The following is a 17,602-nucleotide window of genomic DNA, read 5'->3' as shown; positions in this document are numbered from 1 at the left end:
TGGAGATCCGCCTGCGCGACCAGGCCGAGGTGCTGGAGCGGGCGGTGCCGCTGGTGAAGGCGGGCGGCCGCATCGCCTACATCACCTGCTCGGTGCTATCAGAAGAGAACGGCGAGCAGGTGAGGGCATTCGTCGGCCGCCACCCCGAGTTTTCGGTGGCGCCGCCCGAGCAGACCGCGAGCGTTCTCTGGGACAAGGCGGAGGCGTTTGGCGAGGCCGCGCTGCAGTCCGACGAGGGCTGGCTGTTGACGCCGCGGCGCACGGGAACCGACGGGTTTTTCGTCTCGGTGCTGAGGAAGGTCTCGTAGGGTGGCAAAGGCGCGAAGCGCCGTGCCCACGATATGCTTGTTGTCGAGAGGTGGTGGGCACGGGGCGAAGAGCGCGCCTTTGCCCACCCTACGGCACCTCGTCTGGTTCCTCCAAAAACAAAAGCCCCGCGAACCGAAGTTCGCGGGGCTTTCTTTTTCTAACGTTCTGCCGGTACGTCCGTGGTCAGAACGCTGCGCGGGCGTTAGCCGACGCGGAGATTGTCAGCCGACGACTTGCCGCTGCGACGATCGGCGACGATGTCGAACGAGACCTTCTGACCCTCGTTGAGGGAGGAGAGGCCAGCGCGCTCGACGGCGCTGATGTGCACGAACACGTCCTTCTGGCCGTCGTCCGGCTGGATGAAACCATAACCCTTTTGGGTGTTGAACCACTTCACGGTGCCCATAGCCATGGGAATTTCCTTCAGTTAGTTAGAGAGTACGCACGTGGACCGGTACGCAGCATTGCGCCCATAGCCCTGTTCAGTCGATGTTTGGAGAAGTCATCTGAAGCGTGCGCGCCCGTCAGCAACGAAGCGAAGCGGCCCAGTCGTTCGGCCAAGTATCGATGATCACAATATAGCGAGAATTTGGGGCCAGTTCAAGGCACCACCCGTGGCCCGGGACCTCGCGCGACTTTTCTATTTTGCGGTGCAAAGTAACCGCCCGGGCGCATGTCAGTCCACGATGAAGAGCGTGGCGCCGGTCGCGGTCGAGGACCGGTGCGCGGGGTCGCCGAAATCCGAGACCTGGTAGCTCATGCCCGCCGTGAGCTTGAATTTGCGCCCGTCGCGCAGCTCGCTGTCGAGCTCGCCCTTCAGCACGTAGAGCACGTGGCCGCGATCGCACCAATGGTCGGCCCGGTAGCCCGGCGAATACTCCACCATCCGTACCCGGAGATCACCGATATTGAGCGTGCGCCAAAACGCCTGCCCGCTCTCGCCAGGATGCGTGGTCGCCTCGACCTTGCTCCAGTCGGTGACGGTGAAGGGGGAAGCGGGGAGTTTCATGGGGCGTCCTGTGTCAGACTCGGCAGTGTTTTTGTTAGCGCATGCTTGAGCCGCGGTCTCCGTCACTGGAGGCCGCGCACCCATGTCGGACCGTCATCCTGATGTGCTCGTCCTGCACCGCAGGACGAGCCTCGAAGGACGACAGCCCGGCTGCATCTCGGCCGTGCATCCTTCGAGGCTCGCCCTGCGTCGCTGCGCGCCGCAGAGCTCGCGCCTCAGGATGACGGAACAATGGGGGCGCTGAGCAAGGGGCGGAAAATCACCCCGCCAAATGATTGGCCGAGCCTTGCACGATCAGCCCCGCATCGTTCACCCGCAGATACTCGCAGATCTTCTTGCCCCGCTCGTTCGCGTAGAACACCACGACGCTGTCGGGGCTGACGAACAGATCGACCAGTGAGAAATGCAGCTCCGGCAACAGCCCAAGCGCCTTGCCCCAATAAGCGCGAAGTGCGTCCTTGCCGCGCACGGTGCCGCTGGCATCGAACCCCAGGATCGGGATGCGATCGGAGGTCATCACGGCGGCCTCGTCATAGAGGGCGAGCACGCGCTCGAGGTCGCGCGAATTCCAGGCCTCGACCCAGGTCCGGCCGAGCGCGGCGAGCGTTGATGGCTGGTTGTGCTGCGGCATGACGTTCTCCCTGATCGACCCCTGTTTGAGCAGTGGGGCATATTAGGTCAATAATACTTACCTATATCGGTTTGTCCATGCCCAAAGAAGAATGTGGGCGCGCGCCCCCGCGCGGTTGCGGCGCGCGCGCTGCCAGCGTATTTGCTGGCCATGACAGCAGCACAGAACGACCGCTCCGCGTCGACGCCCTCGGTGGCCTCGGCGCACGACAAGATTCTCATCGTCGACTTCGGCAGCCAGGTGACGCAGCTGATCGCGCGTCGGGTGCGCGAGGACGGGGTCTATTGCGAGATCGTCCCGTTCAACAAGGCCGAAGCCGCTTTCGACGAGATGAAGCCGAAAGCGGTGATCCTCTCCGGCGGCCCCGAGTCGGTCCATGAGGCCGGCTCGCCGCGCGCCCCCCAGGCGATCTTCGATTCCGGCGTGCCCGTGATGGGCATCTGCTACGGCCAGATGACCATGGCGGCCCAACTCGGCGGCGAGGTCGAGGGCGGCCATCACCGCGAATTCGGCCGTGCCGATGTCGAGGTCAAGGCGCCGAGCAAGCTGTTCGAGGACGTCTGGTCGCCGGGCGGCAAGAACCAGGTCTGGATGAGCCATGGCGACCGCATCACGAAGATGCCGCCGGGCTTCTCCGTCGCCGGCACCTCGCCGAACGCGCCGTTCGCGATCATCCAGGACGAGAAGCGCAAGTACTACGGCCTGATGTTCCACCCCGAAGTGGTGCACACGCCCGACGGTGCCAAACTGATCCGCAACTTCGTCCGCAAGATCGCAGGCCTGTCCGGCGACTGGACCATGCGCGCCTTCCGCGAGGAGGAGATCGCCAAGATCCGCGCCCAGGTCGGCAAGGGCAAGGTGCTGTGCGGCCTGTCCGGCGGCGTCGATTCCGCCGTCGCGGCCGTGCTGATCCACGAAGCCATCGGCGACCAGCTCACCTGCGTCTTCGTCGATCACGGCATGCTGCGCCTCGACGAAGCCAAGACCGTGGTCGATCTGTTCCGCCACCACTACAACATCCCGCTCGTGCACGTGGATGCCTCCAAGCAGTTTCTCGGCGAGCTCGAAGGCGTCACCGACCCCGAGACCAAGCGCAAGACCATCGGTCGCCTCTTCATCGAGGTGTTTGAGGCGGAGGCCAAGAAGATCGGCGGCGCCGATTTCCTCGCGCAAGGCACGCTCTATCCTGACGTGATCGAGAGCGTCTCCTTCACCGGCGGCCCCTCGGTGACGATCAAGTCGCACCACAATGTCGGCGGTCTCCCCGAACGCATGAACATGAAGCTCGTCGAGCCCCTGCGCGAGCTGTTCAAGGACGAGGTCCGCAAGCTCGGCTACGAGCTCGGCCTGCCCGAAATCTTCGTCGGCCGCCACCCGTTCCCGGGCCCGGGCCTCGCCATCCGCTGCCCCGGCGACATCACCCGCGACAAGCTCGACATCCTGCGCAAGGCCGACGCCGTCTACATCGACCAGATCCGCAAGCACGGCCTCTACGACGAGATCTGGCAGGCCTTTGCCGTGCTGCTTCCCGTGAAGACGGTGGGCGTCATGGGCGACGGCCGCACCTATGACTACGTGGTCGGCCTGCGCGCCGTCACATCAACGGACGGCATGACCGCGGACTTCTACCAGTTCGACATGAAATTCCTGGGCGAGACGGCGACGCGCATCATCAACGAGGTGAAGGGCGTGAATAGGGTGGTGTACGACGTGACGAGCAAGCCGCCTGGGACGATTGAGTGGGAATGATTTTTGCCCATCCGAGGGTACAACACAGGCTTATCAGGACTACGTGCAGCAATCGCCACTTTCATACCATTGGCGGCGAAAAGGCGGGCGCAACTCGCGTTTATGCCGGGGCCCCCACCAGCGATCAGCGCAACATCGCCTGTTCTCGGGTTTGTGTTCGGATCAGATTGAGCCATGCTAGCTTCCTCGCGTTCAGGAATTCACATCAACCACGGTGCGGCCCTGAACCTTGCCCGCAAACATTCCGGCGGCGACCTGCTGAACGTCTGCAAGTCCGATCGTTGTGATCGTGCGCTGCAACTTCGCCAGATCGAGTTCATGGCCCAGCCTCGACCAGGCAATCTCACGAACCGATTGCGGTGTGTTCACCGAATCAATTCCGGCCAGTGTGACGTTACGGAGGATGTAGGGTAGAACAGTCTGGGCCAGGTCGGTGCCTTGAGCCAGACCGCAGGCGCTCACCACGCCGCGATACTGGGTTTGGGCGATGACGTTTGCGAGCGTGTGGCTGCCTACAGAGTCTACGGCGCCGGCCCACCGTTCACGTGCGATTGGCGCGCCGGGTTCTGAGAGCGCGGCGCGATCGATGATTTCGGCGGCACCCAGCCCGCGCAGATAATCGGCTTCGTTGGGACGCCCGGTCGATGCGATGACGCGGTAGCCGAGGTCGGAGAGGATCGCGATCGCGATCGAGCCCACACCGCCATTTGCCCCAGTTACCAGAATATCGCCGCGCGACGGGTTGATGCCTCCATGTTCGAGAGCCATGATGCAAAGCATCGCGGTATAACCTGCGGTTCCGATGGCCATTGCGTCGCGCGTCGAGAATCGTTCGGGAATCTTGATCAACCATTCAGCGCCAACCCGTGCGCGCTGGGCGTAGCCGCCATGATGGGTTTGGCTGAGCCCCCACCCATTCACCAGCACGCGTTCTCCAACGGCAAAGCCAGAGTTCGAAGATTGGCGCACCGTTCCCGCAAGATCGATGCCCGGCACAAGGGGAAATGTCTGGATCACGCCCGCTTTGCCCGACAGCGCCAACGCATCCTTATAATTGACGGTGGAATAATCGACGTCGATGGTCACGTCGCCGGGCATCAGATCTTCGTCGTTTAATTCGACCAGATTGACGGATATCTCTTTGTCCGGGCGCGTCGCCAGAAGTGCTTTGAATGTCATGGCTGCTGTTTTCCTTGTTGCGGTGCCGATCATTTGATCTTGATTACGACCTTGCCTTTGGCCCGACCGGTTTCGACATAAGCAAGCGCCTCGTTCGTTTCCGCGAAGGGAAACACCCGGTCCACGACCGTGCGCAGGCTCCCCGCCTCAATAAGCTCGGCGATCTTGGTGAGCTGTGCACCATCGGCGTGCATGAACAGGAAGGAATAATCGACGCCCTGCTTGCGAGCCAGCCGTCTGGCTTTCATGCTCAGCAGCCGCATCACTTGCTGGACTCCCCAGTTGAGGCCGAGCGATTTGGCGAAAGCCGGGTCAGGTGCCGCCGAAATTGAAGCAGCCTTGCCGCCGCGCTTCAGGATACCGATCGCCTTCTGCAGTGACGCGGCATCCTGGCTATGAAGAGCGAAATCATAGCCTTGCAGTACGCGGGCAAAGTCTTGCTGGCGATAGTCGATGACCGTGTCCGCGCCCAATTCCTTGACCAGCTTGGCGCTGCTTGCGCCAGCGGTGGTTGCCACGAATGCGCCCGCATGTTTAGCCAGTTGGATGGCGAAGATGCCCACGCCGCCGGAGCCGGCCTGAACGAAGACCTTTTGACCCTTCTTGATCTTCGCTCGATCGAACAGGGCCTGCCAGGCGGTAAGTGCAACCAGCGGAACCGAGGCTGCTTCTTCCATCGACATGCTCTTTGGTTTGAAGGCCAAGTCGGCTTCGTCGAGGGCGATAAATTCTGCAAAGGTGCCAAGCTTTTCCAGGCTCGGGCGAGCAAAGACCTCGTCACCCGGTTTGAACGCTTTTACGCGAGAGCCGACCTTTACAACAACGCCTGCGAGGTCACTCCCGAGCGGGACAGGCAGCTTTGCCGGGAGGACCATTTTGAACTCCCCGTAGCGAATCTTGTTGTCGACGGGATTGACCCCGGCAGCATGGATTTCCACAAGCACGTCCGTGTCTTTGAGAACGGGTTGGGGCATATCGCCGAGGCGAAGCGGGTTTTTCTTGCCGTAGCGATCCAGAATAAATGCTTTCATGAGATTTGTTTCCGTTTTGGCTAAAGTTGAAATGGCGATCAGACCGGGAGACCCATCTGCTTACGCAGACTCTTGTCGAACATTCTGGACCGGACGAGCCGGCGCAACAGGCTGATCTGCCTGGCGGCCTTGCCGGCGGGATAACGCAATCGCGGTGCGGCATCGCTGGCTGCGCGCACAATGGTCTGTGCGCCAGCGCCTCCTTGGTCGGTTCGATGAGTTAGCGCGGTCTGTTCACGTCGGCGAGAAAATCGCCCAACCGCATCTCGACCTCCATGCCGTGCTCTGCGAGGAGAGCACCGAGCGCGCCCGCGCGCTCGGCAAAACCGGGGTGCGTCAGCGTTCCCATAAACTCGCGGAACGCGGTGATCAGGTCGGCATCAGGCGGCAGCGTTGCTCGATTGATCATCGACTTCGCGACGGCCAAGGCCTGACGGTCGAACGACGCGAGCCGACCGACCATCGAGTCAACAAAACCATCGAGTTCGGAATCGGGCAGCGCGCGCGTTACCCAGCCCCAACGCTCCGCGGTCACCGCATCATAATCAGCACTACTCAAGATCGCTTCAAACGCCCGGTCGCGCCCGATCATGCGTGGCAGACGCTCCGCGCCGCCGCCGCCGGGGACAATGCCGATGCCGACCTCAGGTTGGCCAAATGACGCGTTCTCCAAGCTGGCGTAGCGAAGGTCGCAGGAGAGCGCCAGCTCGTTGCCACCACCGCGGGCGCGCCCACGGATTACCGCGATGCTGACGAATGGCGCCTTGCTGAGCCGGAGCACCATGTCTGTCCACGCGACCGCTTCCCGGGGATCGGCCGGCAGGTTTAAGTCACCTGCGGTGGCAACGTCGAAATGGTTGAAGAAGAAATCCGCACTGTCAGTCTGGAACACGACGACCTGGATTGCCGAGTCCTGCTCGAGATCCATGATAATCGTACGCAAACCATCGATCGTGGGTGGGGTCAGCAGATTGGCGGGCGGGTTGGCAAATGTGATCCGGGCGACGGTCGGCGTTGGGCGTTCCAGCCGTAGAGTCTGTGGTAAGTTCATCTTGGGCTTCCTTCCCAGAAGCGTTGAAATCGGACCAGTGCAGCGTTCGGATGTCGATGCTGTTAAGCGTTGTGGACGGCAAAGCCAGTGTTGCCAGGCTAATGCTCTTCGCGCGGTGTTATCTTCGGAATGGGTAGTCGCCGTAATTCTGCTAGCGGTATCGTGCCGCCTTGGCATGGAGGGCGTCGGTTGCTTTGCCCTCGCTGGCGCCCCCCTTTGCCGTGCAGACGCCTGCGAGTTCTGATAGCCCCGGCCATGGCGGGAGATCTGCGTCGCTCCGGAGACGATGAGGCCTGCGGTTGCGCGCGAGTGGAGACACGACGATCCTGTTGGAGCAGGCGCACGCGGTCATCTTCGGACTTTCCCCGAACTTGAATCTTGCCCGGCCACGGTCAGCCTTCCTCGAGAAACTGGATCGCATGCCCAAGGAAGCGCTCCGGACACTGAAACTGCGCTCCGTGACCGGCGTCGGGATACAGGATGAGTTGAGCGTTGGGGATGACCTGCGCCATGTTGAACGCGTTAACCGTCGGGATCATTACGTCATCGATACCATTGAGAATGAAGGTAGGCTGAGTAATCGCCGACAAATGAGCGAGCGGTGCGGCGGGATCGACGGGAGCAAGCCACGCGAGATTCGCTTCCATCTGAGCCTGCATTGCCTCTGGCGAGCTCGGCGTGTCCTGATCGGCGCGCCGGTGACGACGCTCCCAGAAGTCGCGCCCGGCCTGCACGGCCGCAGGAGAGCGGCCGAAGAACAGGAAAAGGAAGTCGTCGACAACGGGTTCGGGCCGCATCGCGGTCGGGACGACGCGCTCGTCGGTGCCAAAGGTACCGCCTCGCGGACCCGTGCCCAGCAGAAGCAGCTTCCGGACGATTTCCGCGTGGCGCAACGCGACGTCCTGCGCCTGCATACCGCCAATCGAGAAGCGAAGAAGGTCAATCTGCGCCAGACCCAGCGCGCGGACGAAGGCGGCAATGTCGTCGGCCATATCCTCAATCCTATTGCGGGGCGTGCCGGTCGAGGAGGCGATGCCGCGACCATCATAAAGGATGACTTCACGACCTGCGGCGAGGCCGTCAGTCATCAGTGGATCCCAATTGTCCATCCCTCCGCGAAAATGCTGGATCAACAGGAGGGGCGGCTGGCCGCTTTCGGTATTGCCCCAACGCCGGTAGGCAAAACGGTCGCCATCCATGTCAATGAAGCGCGTCGGTGCAGTAACGTGAGTGTCGGCCACATTCTGTTCCTGGTGTTGCGTGGATTTATAATGATATACGTCATCAATAGAGTCAACCCATAATGATGATTGGTATCATTAAAAATGGTGTGGCCGTCGAAAGGACGCGGAAGTGCGGATTACAAGGGAAAAGAAGCAGGAAAATCGCGACAGGATCGTCACTATCGCCTCGGAGATGTTTCGTGAGCGCGGCTTCGATGGCGTAGGCGTGGCCGATCTGATGGAGCGGGCGGGGCTGACCCACGGCGGATTTTACAATCACTTCGCCTCCAAGGACGCGCTGATTGCGGAGGCCTCTGCAAAGGGGTTTGACGATACAGTGGCGAGTTATACGGGCTATGATGCTTCTGACGCTATCGATGCCTATATCTCGCGTGCGCATCGGGATGCGCGCGGACAGGGTTGCACGGCCGCCGCACTGGGCGGCGAAGCGGCCCGACTGCCTGAAGAAGCCAGATCGGTTTTCGGCGATGGTGTTGAAGGGCTTGTCGAGATGTTCGCAAACAGTATTGCAGCAAAGCAACTTTCAGGCGTCGAAGCGCGCGCGCGCGCCATCAGTGTACTAGCGCAAGCAGTCGGTGCGCTCGTATTGTCGCGGGCCTGCCCGGACACCTCGGCTTTGGCGGACGAGATCCTTGACACCTGCCGCGCCGATTGCCGTGCTGCAACTGCGAATGGGGCGCAAAAACAATAGGACCACGATGATGCGTCCCAAATATCTTTGCGGCAGTGCCGAAAATTCAGTCCGCGACGCTGATCACGACCTTGCCCTCACGTCCGGTCTCGACATAGGCCAAGGCGTCCGGTGTCTGGTCAAAGGGGAAGATTTTGTCCACGATCGGACGGATCACGCCAGATTCGATCAGCCTGGCGATTTGTGCCAGTTGTGACCCCTCGGCGTGCATGAACAAGAAAGAATAGGCGATGCCCCGCGCCTTGGCCTTTTTCAAAACACCCCTGCTGAGCATCCCCATCAGGAAGCGGAGGAAGAGGTTCAGGTTCAAAGCTTTGGCAAAGGGCACGTCGGGCGGACCGGAGATCGAGATCAACTTGCCACCCGGCTTCAGCACGTTGAGCGACTTTTCCAGCGTCTTGCGATCCTGATGTTAATATAAGATAGCTTCGTAGGGCGAAGACTTACGGCAATTTGGAAAGCTCCCGGCACCGGGGTCGGCAGGGTCACTGCCCTCCCGTCGGTGCCGGACGTAGCCACTGCAAAAGCAGCCGGCTTGTTTACATGTTCAGCATGCGGCCGCCGTCCACGACGATCTCGCTGCCGACCGTCCAAGCCGAATCGTCAGACGCGAGATAGACCACCGCCTTGGCGACTTCCGCCGCGCTGCCGAAGCGGCCGGCCGGGATCCCTGCGATGATGTCTTTGTTGATCTGCTCGCGATAAGCATCGGGAACGCCGAGCTTGTCGTAGAGCGGTGTGTCGATCGGACCGGGGCTGACCGCGTTGAACCGGATACCGCGCTGCAGGAGTTCGGCGGACAGCGTCTTCGACAGGCTGAGGAAGGCCGCCTTGGTCGCCCCATAGACCGACGAGGTGGCGGCGCCGACATGCGCGCTGATCGAGGTGTTGAGTACGACCGACGCCGGATTGGCGAAGACGGGCAGCAGCGCCTGAATCAGGAAGTACGGTCCCTTCACATTGATCGCGAAGATCCGGTCGAAAACTTCCGGGGTCCACGCTTCGATTGGCTGCCAGATCGAGATGCCGGCGTTGAGGAAGGCGACGTCCAACTGGCCGCAATGCTCCTTCACCGCAGCGGCGAGCGCCTGCTGCTCTTCGACGCTCGCGCTGTCGGCCTTGATGACGGGAACTTCGGAGCCCAGGATCGACTTGGCCTGTGCGATTGTCTCAGGGTTGTTGCCCGTTACGATGACGCGCGCGCCCTCGTTCAGGAACTGTTTGGCGGCTTCGAGGCCGATCCCCGTTGTGCCGCCGGTGATGAGGGTGCGCTTTCCATTAAGTCGCGTCATGTGTATCGCTCTTATGTTTGAATTCATTGCTATGACCCAAAGTGTCGGCCATGGTCGCTCCAAGTCCTGTTGGGTATCTGGTAAATAGGCGCCCCGCAGGCTTCGAGTACGCCGGATCCGCTCAATATCTTGCCCAATTATCTCAATGCGCTCCCGGCAACGACATCACAGGCACTGCTCGTTGATGAAGTGGATCATCGAGCAGCGCAGAATCATCTGGATGAGTTGGTTGCTGCCGGGTCATTGACCGTTCGCGGCCTAGCTAGCGAGACATAGGCAGTCTGCAGCCCCAAGCGTTTCCAGCCGCGGAAGCTGGATCGCGCGCCTTGTCGAGCCTCAGTTCGGCGGTGCCATAGCGCGCCTCCTTAGTATCTTTGATTGAGGGTCAGGCGGCGACTAGCGCGCCATGCTGCCGAAGGTGGTCGCGGAACAGCTCGGGATAGGTGTCGACGACGGCGTTCCTGACGCTCGACCGATCGGCAAGTGCCGCACGCCACGCGTTCACGCGCGGCAGGCCGTCGAAGATCGCGGTCGCTGCCGCTGGGTCGATGATCCCGAAATAGCGGAAGAGCGGAGCATAGACGGCATCGACCATGCCGAAATTGAGGCCGGCAAAATACGGCCCTTGGCCCAGTTCCGCCTCCAGTTTGCGCAGCTTGTCGCGGAACGCGGTGCGCCGAGCGTCAGCGGTTGGAGCGTCCACGGCGTGGAGGAACTGCCAACCGTCGGCCATGGTCTGGGTTGCGAACTCGATCCAAGCGCGGTGCCGAGCGCGGACGAGAGGATCCTCAGGGTACATCGAGGCGCCGTCTTGCGTTTCGTTCAGATATTCGCAGAGCACCATGCTCTCGAAGAGAACCGCATCCTCTCCGTTGGGCTGTCGCACCTTCAACACCGGGACCTTGCCGGTCGGCGATAGCGCCAGAAACCAGTCAGGCTTGGCTGACAGGTCGACGTTTATACGCTCGAACGGCACTCCCTTTTCCAACAGCGTTATCGCGGCGCGCTGGACGAACGGGCAGAGCGGGTGGCTTATGAGGGTTAGGTTCGTGTCGGTCATGGGCTGGCCCTTTGTCGAAATGATCAATCCAGGCGCCGCTGCCGCAGTGCCGGTCCGATATCAGACAAATAGTTCCCGAACGCTCCGCCCGTTCGCCCGATACTCTCAATCTATTGCCCAATTGTCTCAAGGGGCTTTGCTCGGACGGTGAATGGTGTCATAATGAAACCATGACCGATCATCTTCAGCCCCATCTCAACCTTGCCCTGCGCCACGCGCGATCGGGGATGACTGTGACGCCGATCCCCCGTCTCGAGATCGGAGCAGGTCAGACGACGTCCGGCACATCGCCCTGCCTATACCGCTCGATGATTTGCTTCATCTTGCAAGGTTCAAAGGACGTAACTATCCATGACAACCTGCTTCGCTACGGTGCTGAGCAGTATCTGGTCAGCGCTTTGGACTTGCCACTGAGCGGCCAAATCTACGACGCTGGCCATGGCCGACCGTATGTCGCAGTTTCGCTCGTTCTCGATCCTGCATTGCTTGCGCAAATTGCTTCCACCATGCCGCCAATACGCGACACCGACGCACCGGGCAGCGGTATCGCGATCAACCCAATGACGCCCCAAATTCGCGAAACATTGCTACGACTGCTTGCGCTGCTCGACACGCCGAGCGACATCCCCGTCTTGGCTCCAATGGCCGAACGTGAATTGCTCTATCGTCTCTTGCAGGGACCGCAGGGACGCCTGCTGCGTCATATTGCTCAGCCCGAAGGAGCGCTTGGCCGGATCCGGCGTGCGGTTGAGTGGATCCGAGATCACCATAACACTCGGTTGCGGATCGAAGACCTGTGCAATGCAAGTGGCATGAGCCGCGCCAGCTTGCACCGCCACTTTGTCGCACTGACCGGACTCAGCCCGATCCAATATCAGAAACAGATCCGTCTGCAGGAGGCGCGGCAGTTGCTGCTTGCCGGTGACAACAGCGCCTCCGACGTAGCATTTGCGGTTGGCTATGAAAGTGCCTCGCAGTTCAGCCGCGAATATCTCCGCCAGTTTGGAGCACCGCCTGTTCGCGACCTGCGTCGGCTTAGACAGTCGATCGAGAACCCCGCAATTCACTGATCGTTGCGTCGCCGCCAGACCACGTGCGCTGACACCTTGTCGCGCATTCTGCCCGCAATGTGAGCTACCTAGTTTGCGCGTACATCAACTTGAACGCCGCGCCCGGGAAAAGCCCCGATCTGTCGCCATGAAGCGCGGGATCATGGGAACTATCAATTTGGACGGCTCGGACACCCCTTGGCCGGTTTCGTCAGCAAGTGCCTCGGCGTAGGCGACTAGGTCGCGATGGACAGAGGCGGGCAGCTCTAGGGTCACTCTCACCGACTTCTCATCTTGAATTGCGCCGAGCTTCAGCTTGGTCATCTCGCGCTCCGTAGGGTTCGAGGATCAGGTCGCGCGTGACGATCACGCGCACGGGAAAGCCCGGACGGATGGTGAGCGTCGGCGCGATGTTGAGCTGGCGGCGGACGATCTGCTGGCCTGCGTCGTTGATCGTGTCCTGGCCGCCGTTGCGGATCGCCTGGATCAGCCGATCGTTGTCGTTGGTGGCGAGTTCGGCGCCGACTGCTGCCATGGCCGCGCAATGGAGGCGTCCAGCGTTCATTGCGTGCCGGCTTCATGGGGAGGGGGCGAGGTTGCAAACGCTTAGGCCGCCACCCGTTCCCCGGCCCCGACCTAGCGATCCGCTGTCCCGGCGACATCACCAGGGACAAGCTCGACATCCTGCGCAAGGCCGCCGCCGTCTACATCGACCAGATCCGCAAGCACGGCCTCTACGACGAGATCTGGCAGGCCTTTGCCGTGCTGCTCCCGGTGAAGACGGTGGGCGTCATGGGCGACGGCCGCACCTATGATTATGTGGTTGGCCTGCGCGCCGTCACCTCGACCGACGGCATGACCGCCGATTTCTACCAGTTCGACATGAAGTTCCTGGGCGAGACCGCCACGCGCATCATCAACGAGGTGAAGGGCGTGAACCGGGTGGTGTACGACGTGACCAGCAAGCCGCCTGGGACGATTGAGTGGGAATGATTCAGTCCACGCCGGCGACGTTCGCGATCTATCGGGGGTGTTGGAACGTCAGGAACAAGTCGCTGCCATGGCGACGTTCTTGTTGGACACCTCGTTTTCCAATTCGCCGATGACTCTCTCAAGGCCGGGGATGCTCGCCCTTCCAGGCAGGCGCACTGCAAACGCCGCCTAGTCCAAGGGACGGCCGAATTCACCGGCAAGCGTTGGCGGATTCAGGCGATTGGCTGACCGCCGCTCGACCGCTTCAGCCTCTTCGCTGTCGGAGATCGTCACGAATAGCGTAACGCCTTCGAGCGCCTGCGCCCGTTCGGCCCGCAGATGGGCGAGCGCATGGATCATCGCGTCAATGAGGTGGTCGAAATAGATGCTGAAATCTCTGTTCGAATTGGCGCCCGCTGCGATGAGGTCGCGATTGATGTCCGCAAAATGGTCGTCCCCAAAAATCTCGTATCGCCACTCGGCGGGGGCCCAGCGTAGATAAGCGGAGTATTGCGGGGTCATGTCCTCAATTTCAGCCTCGGAGGCGCGTTTCTCGGCATACCCCTCCTCGGTATTGGCGCAGAGCCCAACGCTCATGCCATCATCTGCCGTCTGAAGACAGATCGCGTAGAGGCGCTGCCCTTTGAGTAACGAAGTCAACGCGTCAACCGTTGCGATTGTCGCTGTGCGAAGCTTCTCTACTTTTGCGTGCCAGTCCACATGCGCTTCCTTTCGATCATGGCAGAGGCGTCGAGCTGTCCGACAAACAGCAGCGAGCGTCGGCGGATTCAGATGATTGGCCGACCGCTTCAACCTCTTCGCTGCCGGAGATCGTCACGAACAACCTGACCCCTTCTAGCACCTGTGCGCGGGGCCCGTAGATGGGTGAACGCATGGATTATCCCGTCAATGAGGTAGTCGAAAATAGATATCGAAATCTTCGTCCGGATGGACTCGGCCGAGCAGCACTGATCGCGCTCAGAGATCTTCCAGGAGTCGCTTGGCGCGCGCGAAGCCCTGGCCGGCCGATTTCACCAACCAATATCGAGCCTTGATGGGGTCAACAGCAACCCACTGATCTCCGTCCAAATACATTTTACCAAGCTGGTACTGTCCGTGTGGGTTTCCTTCCTCGGCAGGCGCGTAGAGGAAGTCGATCTGCAGGGTCTCGGTGTCGATCCGCCACCGGTCGCGCTTGTTGCTGTGCCAGAGTAGAGCATGGCGATCGTCTTGCCAGACGAGCTTGCCCGCCGCCGTGTCGATCTTACCCAGTCCGATCGACGAGGCGAGGAACGGCGCCCAGCGCGTCTCGCCGTCCTTGGGGGTAGCGGTGAAGCCGAGTTCTAGCTGGCGATCTGTCCGCCATTCGACCCCCAGGGCGCAGGTCCTGCTGGCGTTCCATTTGGGCTTGGTCCAGACGCCGTTGAACCGATAATCGGCTTCCACCACCTGGCGATATACCGCCTCAAGCGCGTCGAGATCCCATCCGCGGTCCGCCCCCAGCTCACGCAAGGCATGGTGCGCCTCGCCGACAAAGCGCGCATGGGGAGACGGCAGGGCGTTGACTTCCGGATGCTCGCCCAACGGGTGTTCGTAGCGCAGCACGTCGATTAGGTCCGTGACCCGGCGCTCTGCGGCTGGGCCGGCAAGAATCACCTTGCCGACGCCGTTGCAGGCGACTTTCCCCTTCTGAATCCGATATTCGTACGCCGTCATCGCTTCGGCGATGCGCGCATGCGCGCCCTCGTCGCCGATCGCGGCATACCCTCCCGAATAATGCGGTTCCATAGCTTGCAAATACTTGCCCATCTTCGATCCTACATCCCCGGCCGCGACCGATCATCGCCGGGTGGAGCGATGCCGGGGTGGCGGTGATCGGCCAAAACTCTGGCCGAAGCTCAACCAAAGCGGAGCAAGAAACGGCCGGCAAGATCGGCCGCGTTGATGCGCGAGGCCGAAGCGTTCTCGATCCCTTCGGCGGCGTCGCTGTCCGTCACCGTCACGAAAGCCGTGACATCCGCGAGTCGCTCGCCCAGTGTCTCCTTAACCGTCGCCAGTGCGGTGATCATCGCTTCAATAAGATTGTCGAAGTAACTGTCGAAGTCTGATTTCTCTTGTTGCGCGAGAAGTGCGTTCACCCGTGAAAAGGCAGCCCTGTCCCAGCCTTCTACGACCCATTCGGCCGGCGCCCAACGGTAGTAGATCTCATCCTCCGGTGAATTCGGCTCATCCTCGGCTTCGGCAGCTAAATGCGCCTGATAGCCTTCTTCAGTGTTTGCGGCCATCGAGATGCTGGCGCCGTCATCGGACGTAAATAGAGCCAACGCATATATATGCTCTCGATCATACCGAGAGAATAGACTTTCTACCGCCTTCAGTGAGGATACTTCAATTTCCTCAGAAATGTCTTTCCAATTCACACGCCATCTCCTTAAGGCCATCCAAATGTATCTTTTGCAATCTGCTGCAATTCGCTTTTCATCTGGCGAGTAGCAGCAGTTGGGGAAAGATTTTGCTGCGAAATGCGTGCGTCTGCCCGCCTCAGGCCTCGACGCAACGCCTTTGGCATTTGCCACGGTATGCGCGCGGTTGGGAGCCGACATGAGTGCATCAGGCCACTTGCATCAATGTTTGGATGCCGCGATCCCGCTCGTCGAAAAAGACGTAGATCTGCGCCATATCGTGGGCGAGACCTGAGGCGTCGAGCTGTCCGACAAACAGCAGCGGCGCGTCGCCGTGGAACGGCCAGGACGGCGACTGCAGCCACTTTGGCGGCCTCTTAAGGTAGCGGAAGTCCTTGGCGATCTTGTCTCTCGCAAAGGCGAGCTTCTCTCGTTTGCTGCCTAACGTCTCGAAACCCGCGAGAAGCGCCTTGACGTAAGATTCCGGCGGCGAAAGCCAGGCTGGTGAAGCATCCAGAACCAGCTCGTAGTTCTTGTGACTGGACGTATCGATCTCGTGTTCGACGCCGAGCGCTGTCAGCAGCTTCGACAGTGCGTCCCGCAGGTTGAGGTCGGTCGCAGGATCCGAGACGTTCTGATCCATGATGTACAGGAACAGGCTGCTCTTGTTGGTGTAGGGCGGAATGGACGCATCCTGCTCCAGAAACTCCTGCAGCGCCTTGTCGTGCAGGAGCTGTGCGTAGAAGTCGGACAGGGGGACGCGCCCCTCCAGGTACTCGATGATCTTTTCTGCAGGGGTCATTTGCCATTTTATGGATGTCGGTGGGATCGATGTCTGCGTGCGCGAAGCTTCTCTGCTTTTGCGTTCCAATCCACGCGTGCTTCCGATGGGTATCGCCTCGCTCTACCCATCCTACGAGCTCGGCGGACTGCGCATCAATCCGCCTCAAACTCCAAGCCCTTGCGCTTATCGCGGAGCCAACCCTGCGCCGTTTTGAAAAGCCAGCAGCCCGATGCAGAAAATCGCAGCCCCGACCCATAGCACCACCGGGACCAGGTATGGTGACGAAACGATTTCAAGCACGGGAAAAGTCTGTTCTGAAAAGAATCTTCTGTATGCAACCCATCCAGTTGCGACGAGTGGCGTGAAAGCGACGATGAGGTAAAGCGCCCCAAGGGCCCATCCAAGGGCAGTCAAATCCTTGGATCGCGTGGCTTCTCCCGCGAAGCCGAGTGCAGCCAACGAAACGAAGGCGCTCAATGCGCTGGCGAGAATCTCGGCAGCCAGGACGACGATCGAAAGAACTGTATTCATGCTTGGATTCCGTTGAGTGTGGGAGGCCGCAGGCGGATGCTGGCAGGGGCATCCGGCGGTTTACCGCCTCGACCCCGGCGCTGCAACCAGTGATGCGTGTCGCAATCGGCGTGACGTGCCCACGCTATGCTGCCCGTGCGGCCGTACGGAAAGATAGCCGCCAGCTCAATGCAATCTGATCTCGCGAGCATGAGATATGCACCGCACTTCAAAGCCGAAGGAATCCGGACGCGCCAAGGAATATTCCGCGTGGCGCGCGGGATTTTTCCGGAAGCAGGCGCGACATGCAACTTGTCGCATGCTGGGCTTACAGCACCGGAGTCGCAACTATGTCACAGGCGCGACGAGAGAGCATTGTTTAGACCCATTCAATTTCGTTTCCCCGTCTCCGTGTGCCCATAAGTCAGCAGCTGAGGTAGTTCTCTAACCGGGGATTGGAATGCTGGGTTTGAATGCCGTGAGGCGTGGTTTTCTCGCGACCTGCAGTTTGTTTGTGTTGGATGCAGGCTTTGACGGCAAGAGTTACGCTCAAGCTCAGCTGCCTCCAGTGACCGTTGAAGCTCCGGCGCAGGCCCGCCGCGCGCAAGCCGCGCGCGCTGGAGCCGCAAGCAGCGTGCG

18 protein-coding genes and 4 pseudogenes are annotated in these 17,602 nt (G+C 60.8%); 5 read left to right on the top strand and 17 right to left on the bottom strand.

Going from position 1 to position 17,602, the window contains the following annotated elements; genetic code table 11:
- Positions 1-308, top strand: a pseudogene (locus MOV74_RS12200) (MFS transporter); the annotation flags it as partial.
- Between the two features lie 203 nt (positions 309-511).
- Here the strand turns inward: MOV74_RS12200 and MOV74_RS12195 are convergent.
- From MOV74_RS12195 to MOV74_RS12185, 3 genes are all read right to left on the bottom strand, one after another.
- The gene (locus MOV74_RS12195; protein ID WP_008141931.1) at positions 512-721 is read right to left on the bottom strand and encodes a cold-shock protein; all 210 of its coding nucleotides are present in this window, start codon (positions 719-721) and stop codon (positions 512-514) included.
- Between the two features lie 264 nt (positions 722-985).
- Positions 986-1,318: a DHCW motif cupin fold protein gene (locus MOV74_RS12190; RefSeq protein ID WP_246921915.1), complete on the bottom strand. Its 333-nt coding sequence runs from the start codon at positions 1,316-1,318 to the stop codon at positions 986-988.
- Between the two features lie 259 nt (positions 1,319-1,577).
- Entirely contained in the window at positions 1,578-1,949 is a 372-nt protein-coding gene (locus MOV74_RS12185) for a nuclear transport factor 2 family protein (protein WP_246921913.1), read from the bottom strand.
- A gap of 150 nt (positions 1,950-2,099) precedes the next feature.
- Between MOV74_RS12185 and guaA the strand changes: the two genes are divergently transcribed.
- Complete coding sequence (gene guaA, locus MOV74_RS12180) at positions 2,100-3,698, top strand: glutamine-hydrolyzing GMP synthase (protein ID WP_246921911.1); 1,599 nt, start codon at positions 2,100-2,102, stop codon at positions 3,696-3,698.
- 192 nt (positions 3,699-3,890) lie between these two features.
- Here guaA and MOV74_RS12175 read toward each other — a convergent pair whose 3' ends face one another.
- The 4 genes from MOV74_RS12175 to MOV74_RS12155 form a co-directional block, all read right to left on the bottom strand.
- Positions 3,891-4,877 (bottom strand): MDR family oxidoreductase, encoded by a 987-nt coding sequence (locus MOV74_RS12175; protein ID WP_246921909.1) that lies wholly within the window; start codon positions 4,875-4,877, stop codon positions 3,891-3,893.
- A 29-nt stretch (positions 4,878-4,906) separates the two neighbouring features.
- Positions 4,907-5,908 carry an NADP-dependent oxidoreductase gene (locus MOV74_RS12170; RefSeq protein ID WP_246921907.1) on the bottom strand — a complete coding sequence of 334 codons (1,002 nt, stop codon included), beginning with the start codon at positions 5,906-5,908 and terminating at the stop codon, positions 4,907-4,909.
- 220 nt (positions 5,909-6,128) lie between these two features.
- Complete coding sequence (locus MOV74_RS12160; RefSeq protein WP_246921905.1) at positions 6,129-6,959, bottom strand: enoyl-CoA hydratase/isomerase family protein; 831 nt, start codon at positions 6,957-6,959, stop codon at positions 6,129-6,131.
- 392 nt (positions 6,960-7,351) lie between these two features.
- On the bottom strand, positions 7,352-8,200 hold the full coding sequence (locus MOV74_RS12155; protein ID WP_246921903.1) for an alpha/beta fold hydrolase: 849 nt from the start codon (positions 8,198-8,200) through the stop codon (positions 7,352-7,354).
- 112 nt (positions 8,201-8,312) lie between these two features.
- On the opposite strand from MOV74_RS12155, the gene MOV74_RS12150 reads away from it, so the two are divergent.
- Positions 8,313-8,894 (top strand): TetR/AcrR family transcriptional regulator, encoded by a 582-nt coding sequence (locus tag MOV74_RS12150; RefSeq protein WP_246921902.1) that lies wholly within the window; start codon positions 8,313-8,315, stop codon positions 8,892-8,894.
- Positions 8,895-8,940: 46 nt separating this feature from the next.
- On the opposite strand, the pseudogene MOV74_RS12145 reads toward MOV74_RS12150, so the two are convergent.
- From MOV74_RS12145 to MOV74_RS12135, 3 genes and pseudogenes are all read right to left on the bottom strand, one after another.
- A pseudogene (locus MOV74_RS12145) lies at positions 8,941-9,303 on the bottom strand (zinc-binding dehydrogenase); the annotation flags it as partial.
- A 130-nt stretch (positions 9,304-9,433) separates the two neighbouring features.
- Entirely contained in the window at positions 9,434-10,186 is a 753-nt protein-coding gene (locus MOV74_RS12140; RefSeq protein WP_246921900.1) for an SDR family oxidoreductase, read from the bottom strand.
- A gap of 385 nt (positions 10,187-10,571) precedes the next feature.
- Positions 10,572-11,246 carry a glutathione S-transferase family protein gene (locus tag MOV74_RS12135; RefSeq protein ID WP_246921898.1) on the bottom strand — a complete coding sequence of 225 codons (675 nt, stop codon included), beginning with the start codon at positions 11,244-11,246 and terminating at the stop codon, positions 10,572-10,574.
- Between the two features lie 170 nt (positions 11,247-11,416).
- Between MOV74_RS12135 and MOV74_RS12130 the strand changes: the two genes are divergently transcribed.
- Entirely contained in the window at positions 11,417-12,316 is a 900-nt protein-coding gene (locus tag MOV74_RS12130; protein ID WP_246921896.1) for an AraC family transcriptional regulator, read from the top strand.
- 84 nt (positions 12,317-12,400) lie between these two features.
- Here the strand turns inward: MOV74_RS12130 and MOV74_RS12125 are convergent, their stop codons facing one another.
- Positions 12,401-12,619, bottom strand: coding sequence for a DUF2274 domain-containing protein (locus tag MOV74_RS12125; protein WP_246921894.1), 219 nt, complete (start codon positions 12,617-12,619; stop codon positions 12,401-12,403).
- Positions 12,585-12,824, bottom strand: a pseudogene (locus MOV74_RS12120) (TrbI/VirB10 family protein); the annotation flags it as partial. The pseudogene MOV74_RS12120 and the gene MOV74_RS12125, both read right to left, overlap by 35 nt.
- Before the next feature lie 77 nt (positions 12,825-12,901).
- On the opposite strand from MOV74_RS12120, the pseudogene MOV74_RS12115 reads away from it, so the two are divergent.
- Positions 12,902-13,288, top strand: a pseudogene (locus MOV74_RS12115) (GMP synthase (glutamine-hydrolyzing)); the annotation flags it as partial.
- 168 nt (positions 13,289-13,456) lie between these two features.
- Here MOV74_RS12115 and MOV74_RS12110 read toward each other — a convergent pair.
- The 5 genes from MOV74_RS12110 to MOV74_RS12090 form a co-directional block, all read right to left on the bottom strand.
- Positions 13,457-13,987 (bottom strand): DUF4303 domain-containing protein, encoded by a 531-nt coding sequence (locus MOV74_RS12110; RefSeq protein ID WP_246921892.1) that lies wholly within the window; start codon positions 13,985-13,987, stop codon positions 13,457-13,459.
- A 258-nt stretch (positions 13,988-14,245) separates the two neighbouring features.
- Positions 14,246-15,076, bottom strand: coding sequence for a hypothetical protein (locus MOV74_RS12105; RefSeq protein ID WP_246921890.1), 831 nt, complete (start codon positions 15,074-15,076; stop codon positions 14,246-14,248).
- 89 nt (positions 15,077-15,165) lie between these two features.
- Complete coding sequence (locus tag MOV74_RS12100) at positions 15,166-15,687, bottom strand: DUF4303 domain-containing protein (protein ID WP_246921888.1); 522 nt, start codon at positions 15,685-15,687, stop codon at positions 15,166-15,168.
- 190 nt (positions 15,688-15,877) lie between these two features.
- On the bottom strand, positions 15,878-16,540 hold the full coding sequence (locus tag MOV74_RS12095) for a hypothetical protein (protein ID WP_246921885.1): 663 nt from the start codon (positions 16,538-16,540) through the stop codon (positions 15,878-15,880).
- A gap of 96 nt (positions 16,541-16,636) precedes the next feature.
- Entirely contained in the window at positions 16,637-16,984 is a 348-nt protein-coding gene (locus MOV74_RS12090; RefSeq protein ID WP_246921883.1) for a hypothetical protein, read from the bottom strand.
- Positions 16,985-17,602 lie beyond the last annotated feature (618 nt).

Origin of the sequence: Bradyrhizobium sp. SHOUNA76, assembly GCF_023006445.1 — a bacterium.
Lineage (GTDB): Bacteria > Pseudomonadota > Alphaproteobacteria > Rhizobiales > Xanthobacteraceae > Bradyrhizobium.
This window is presented reverse-complemented; position numbering and strand designations above follow the sequence as displayed.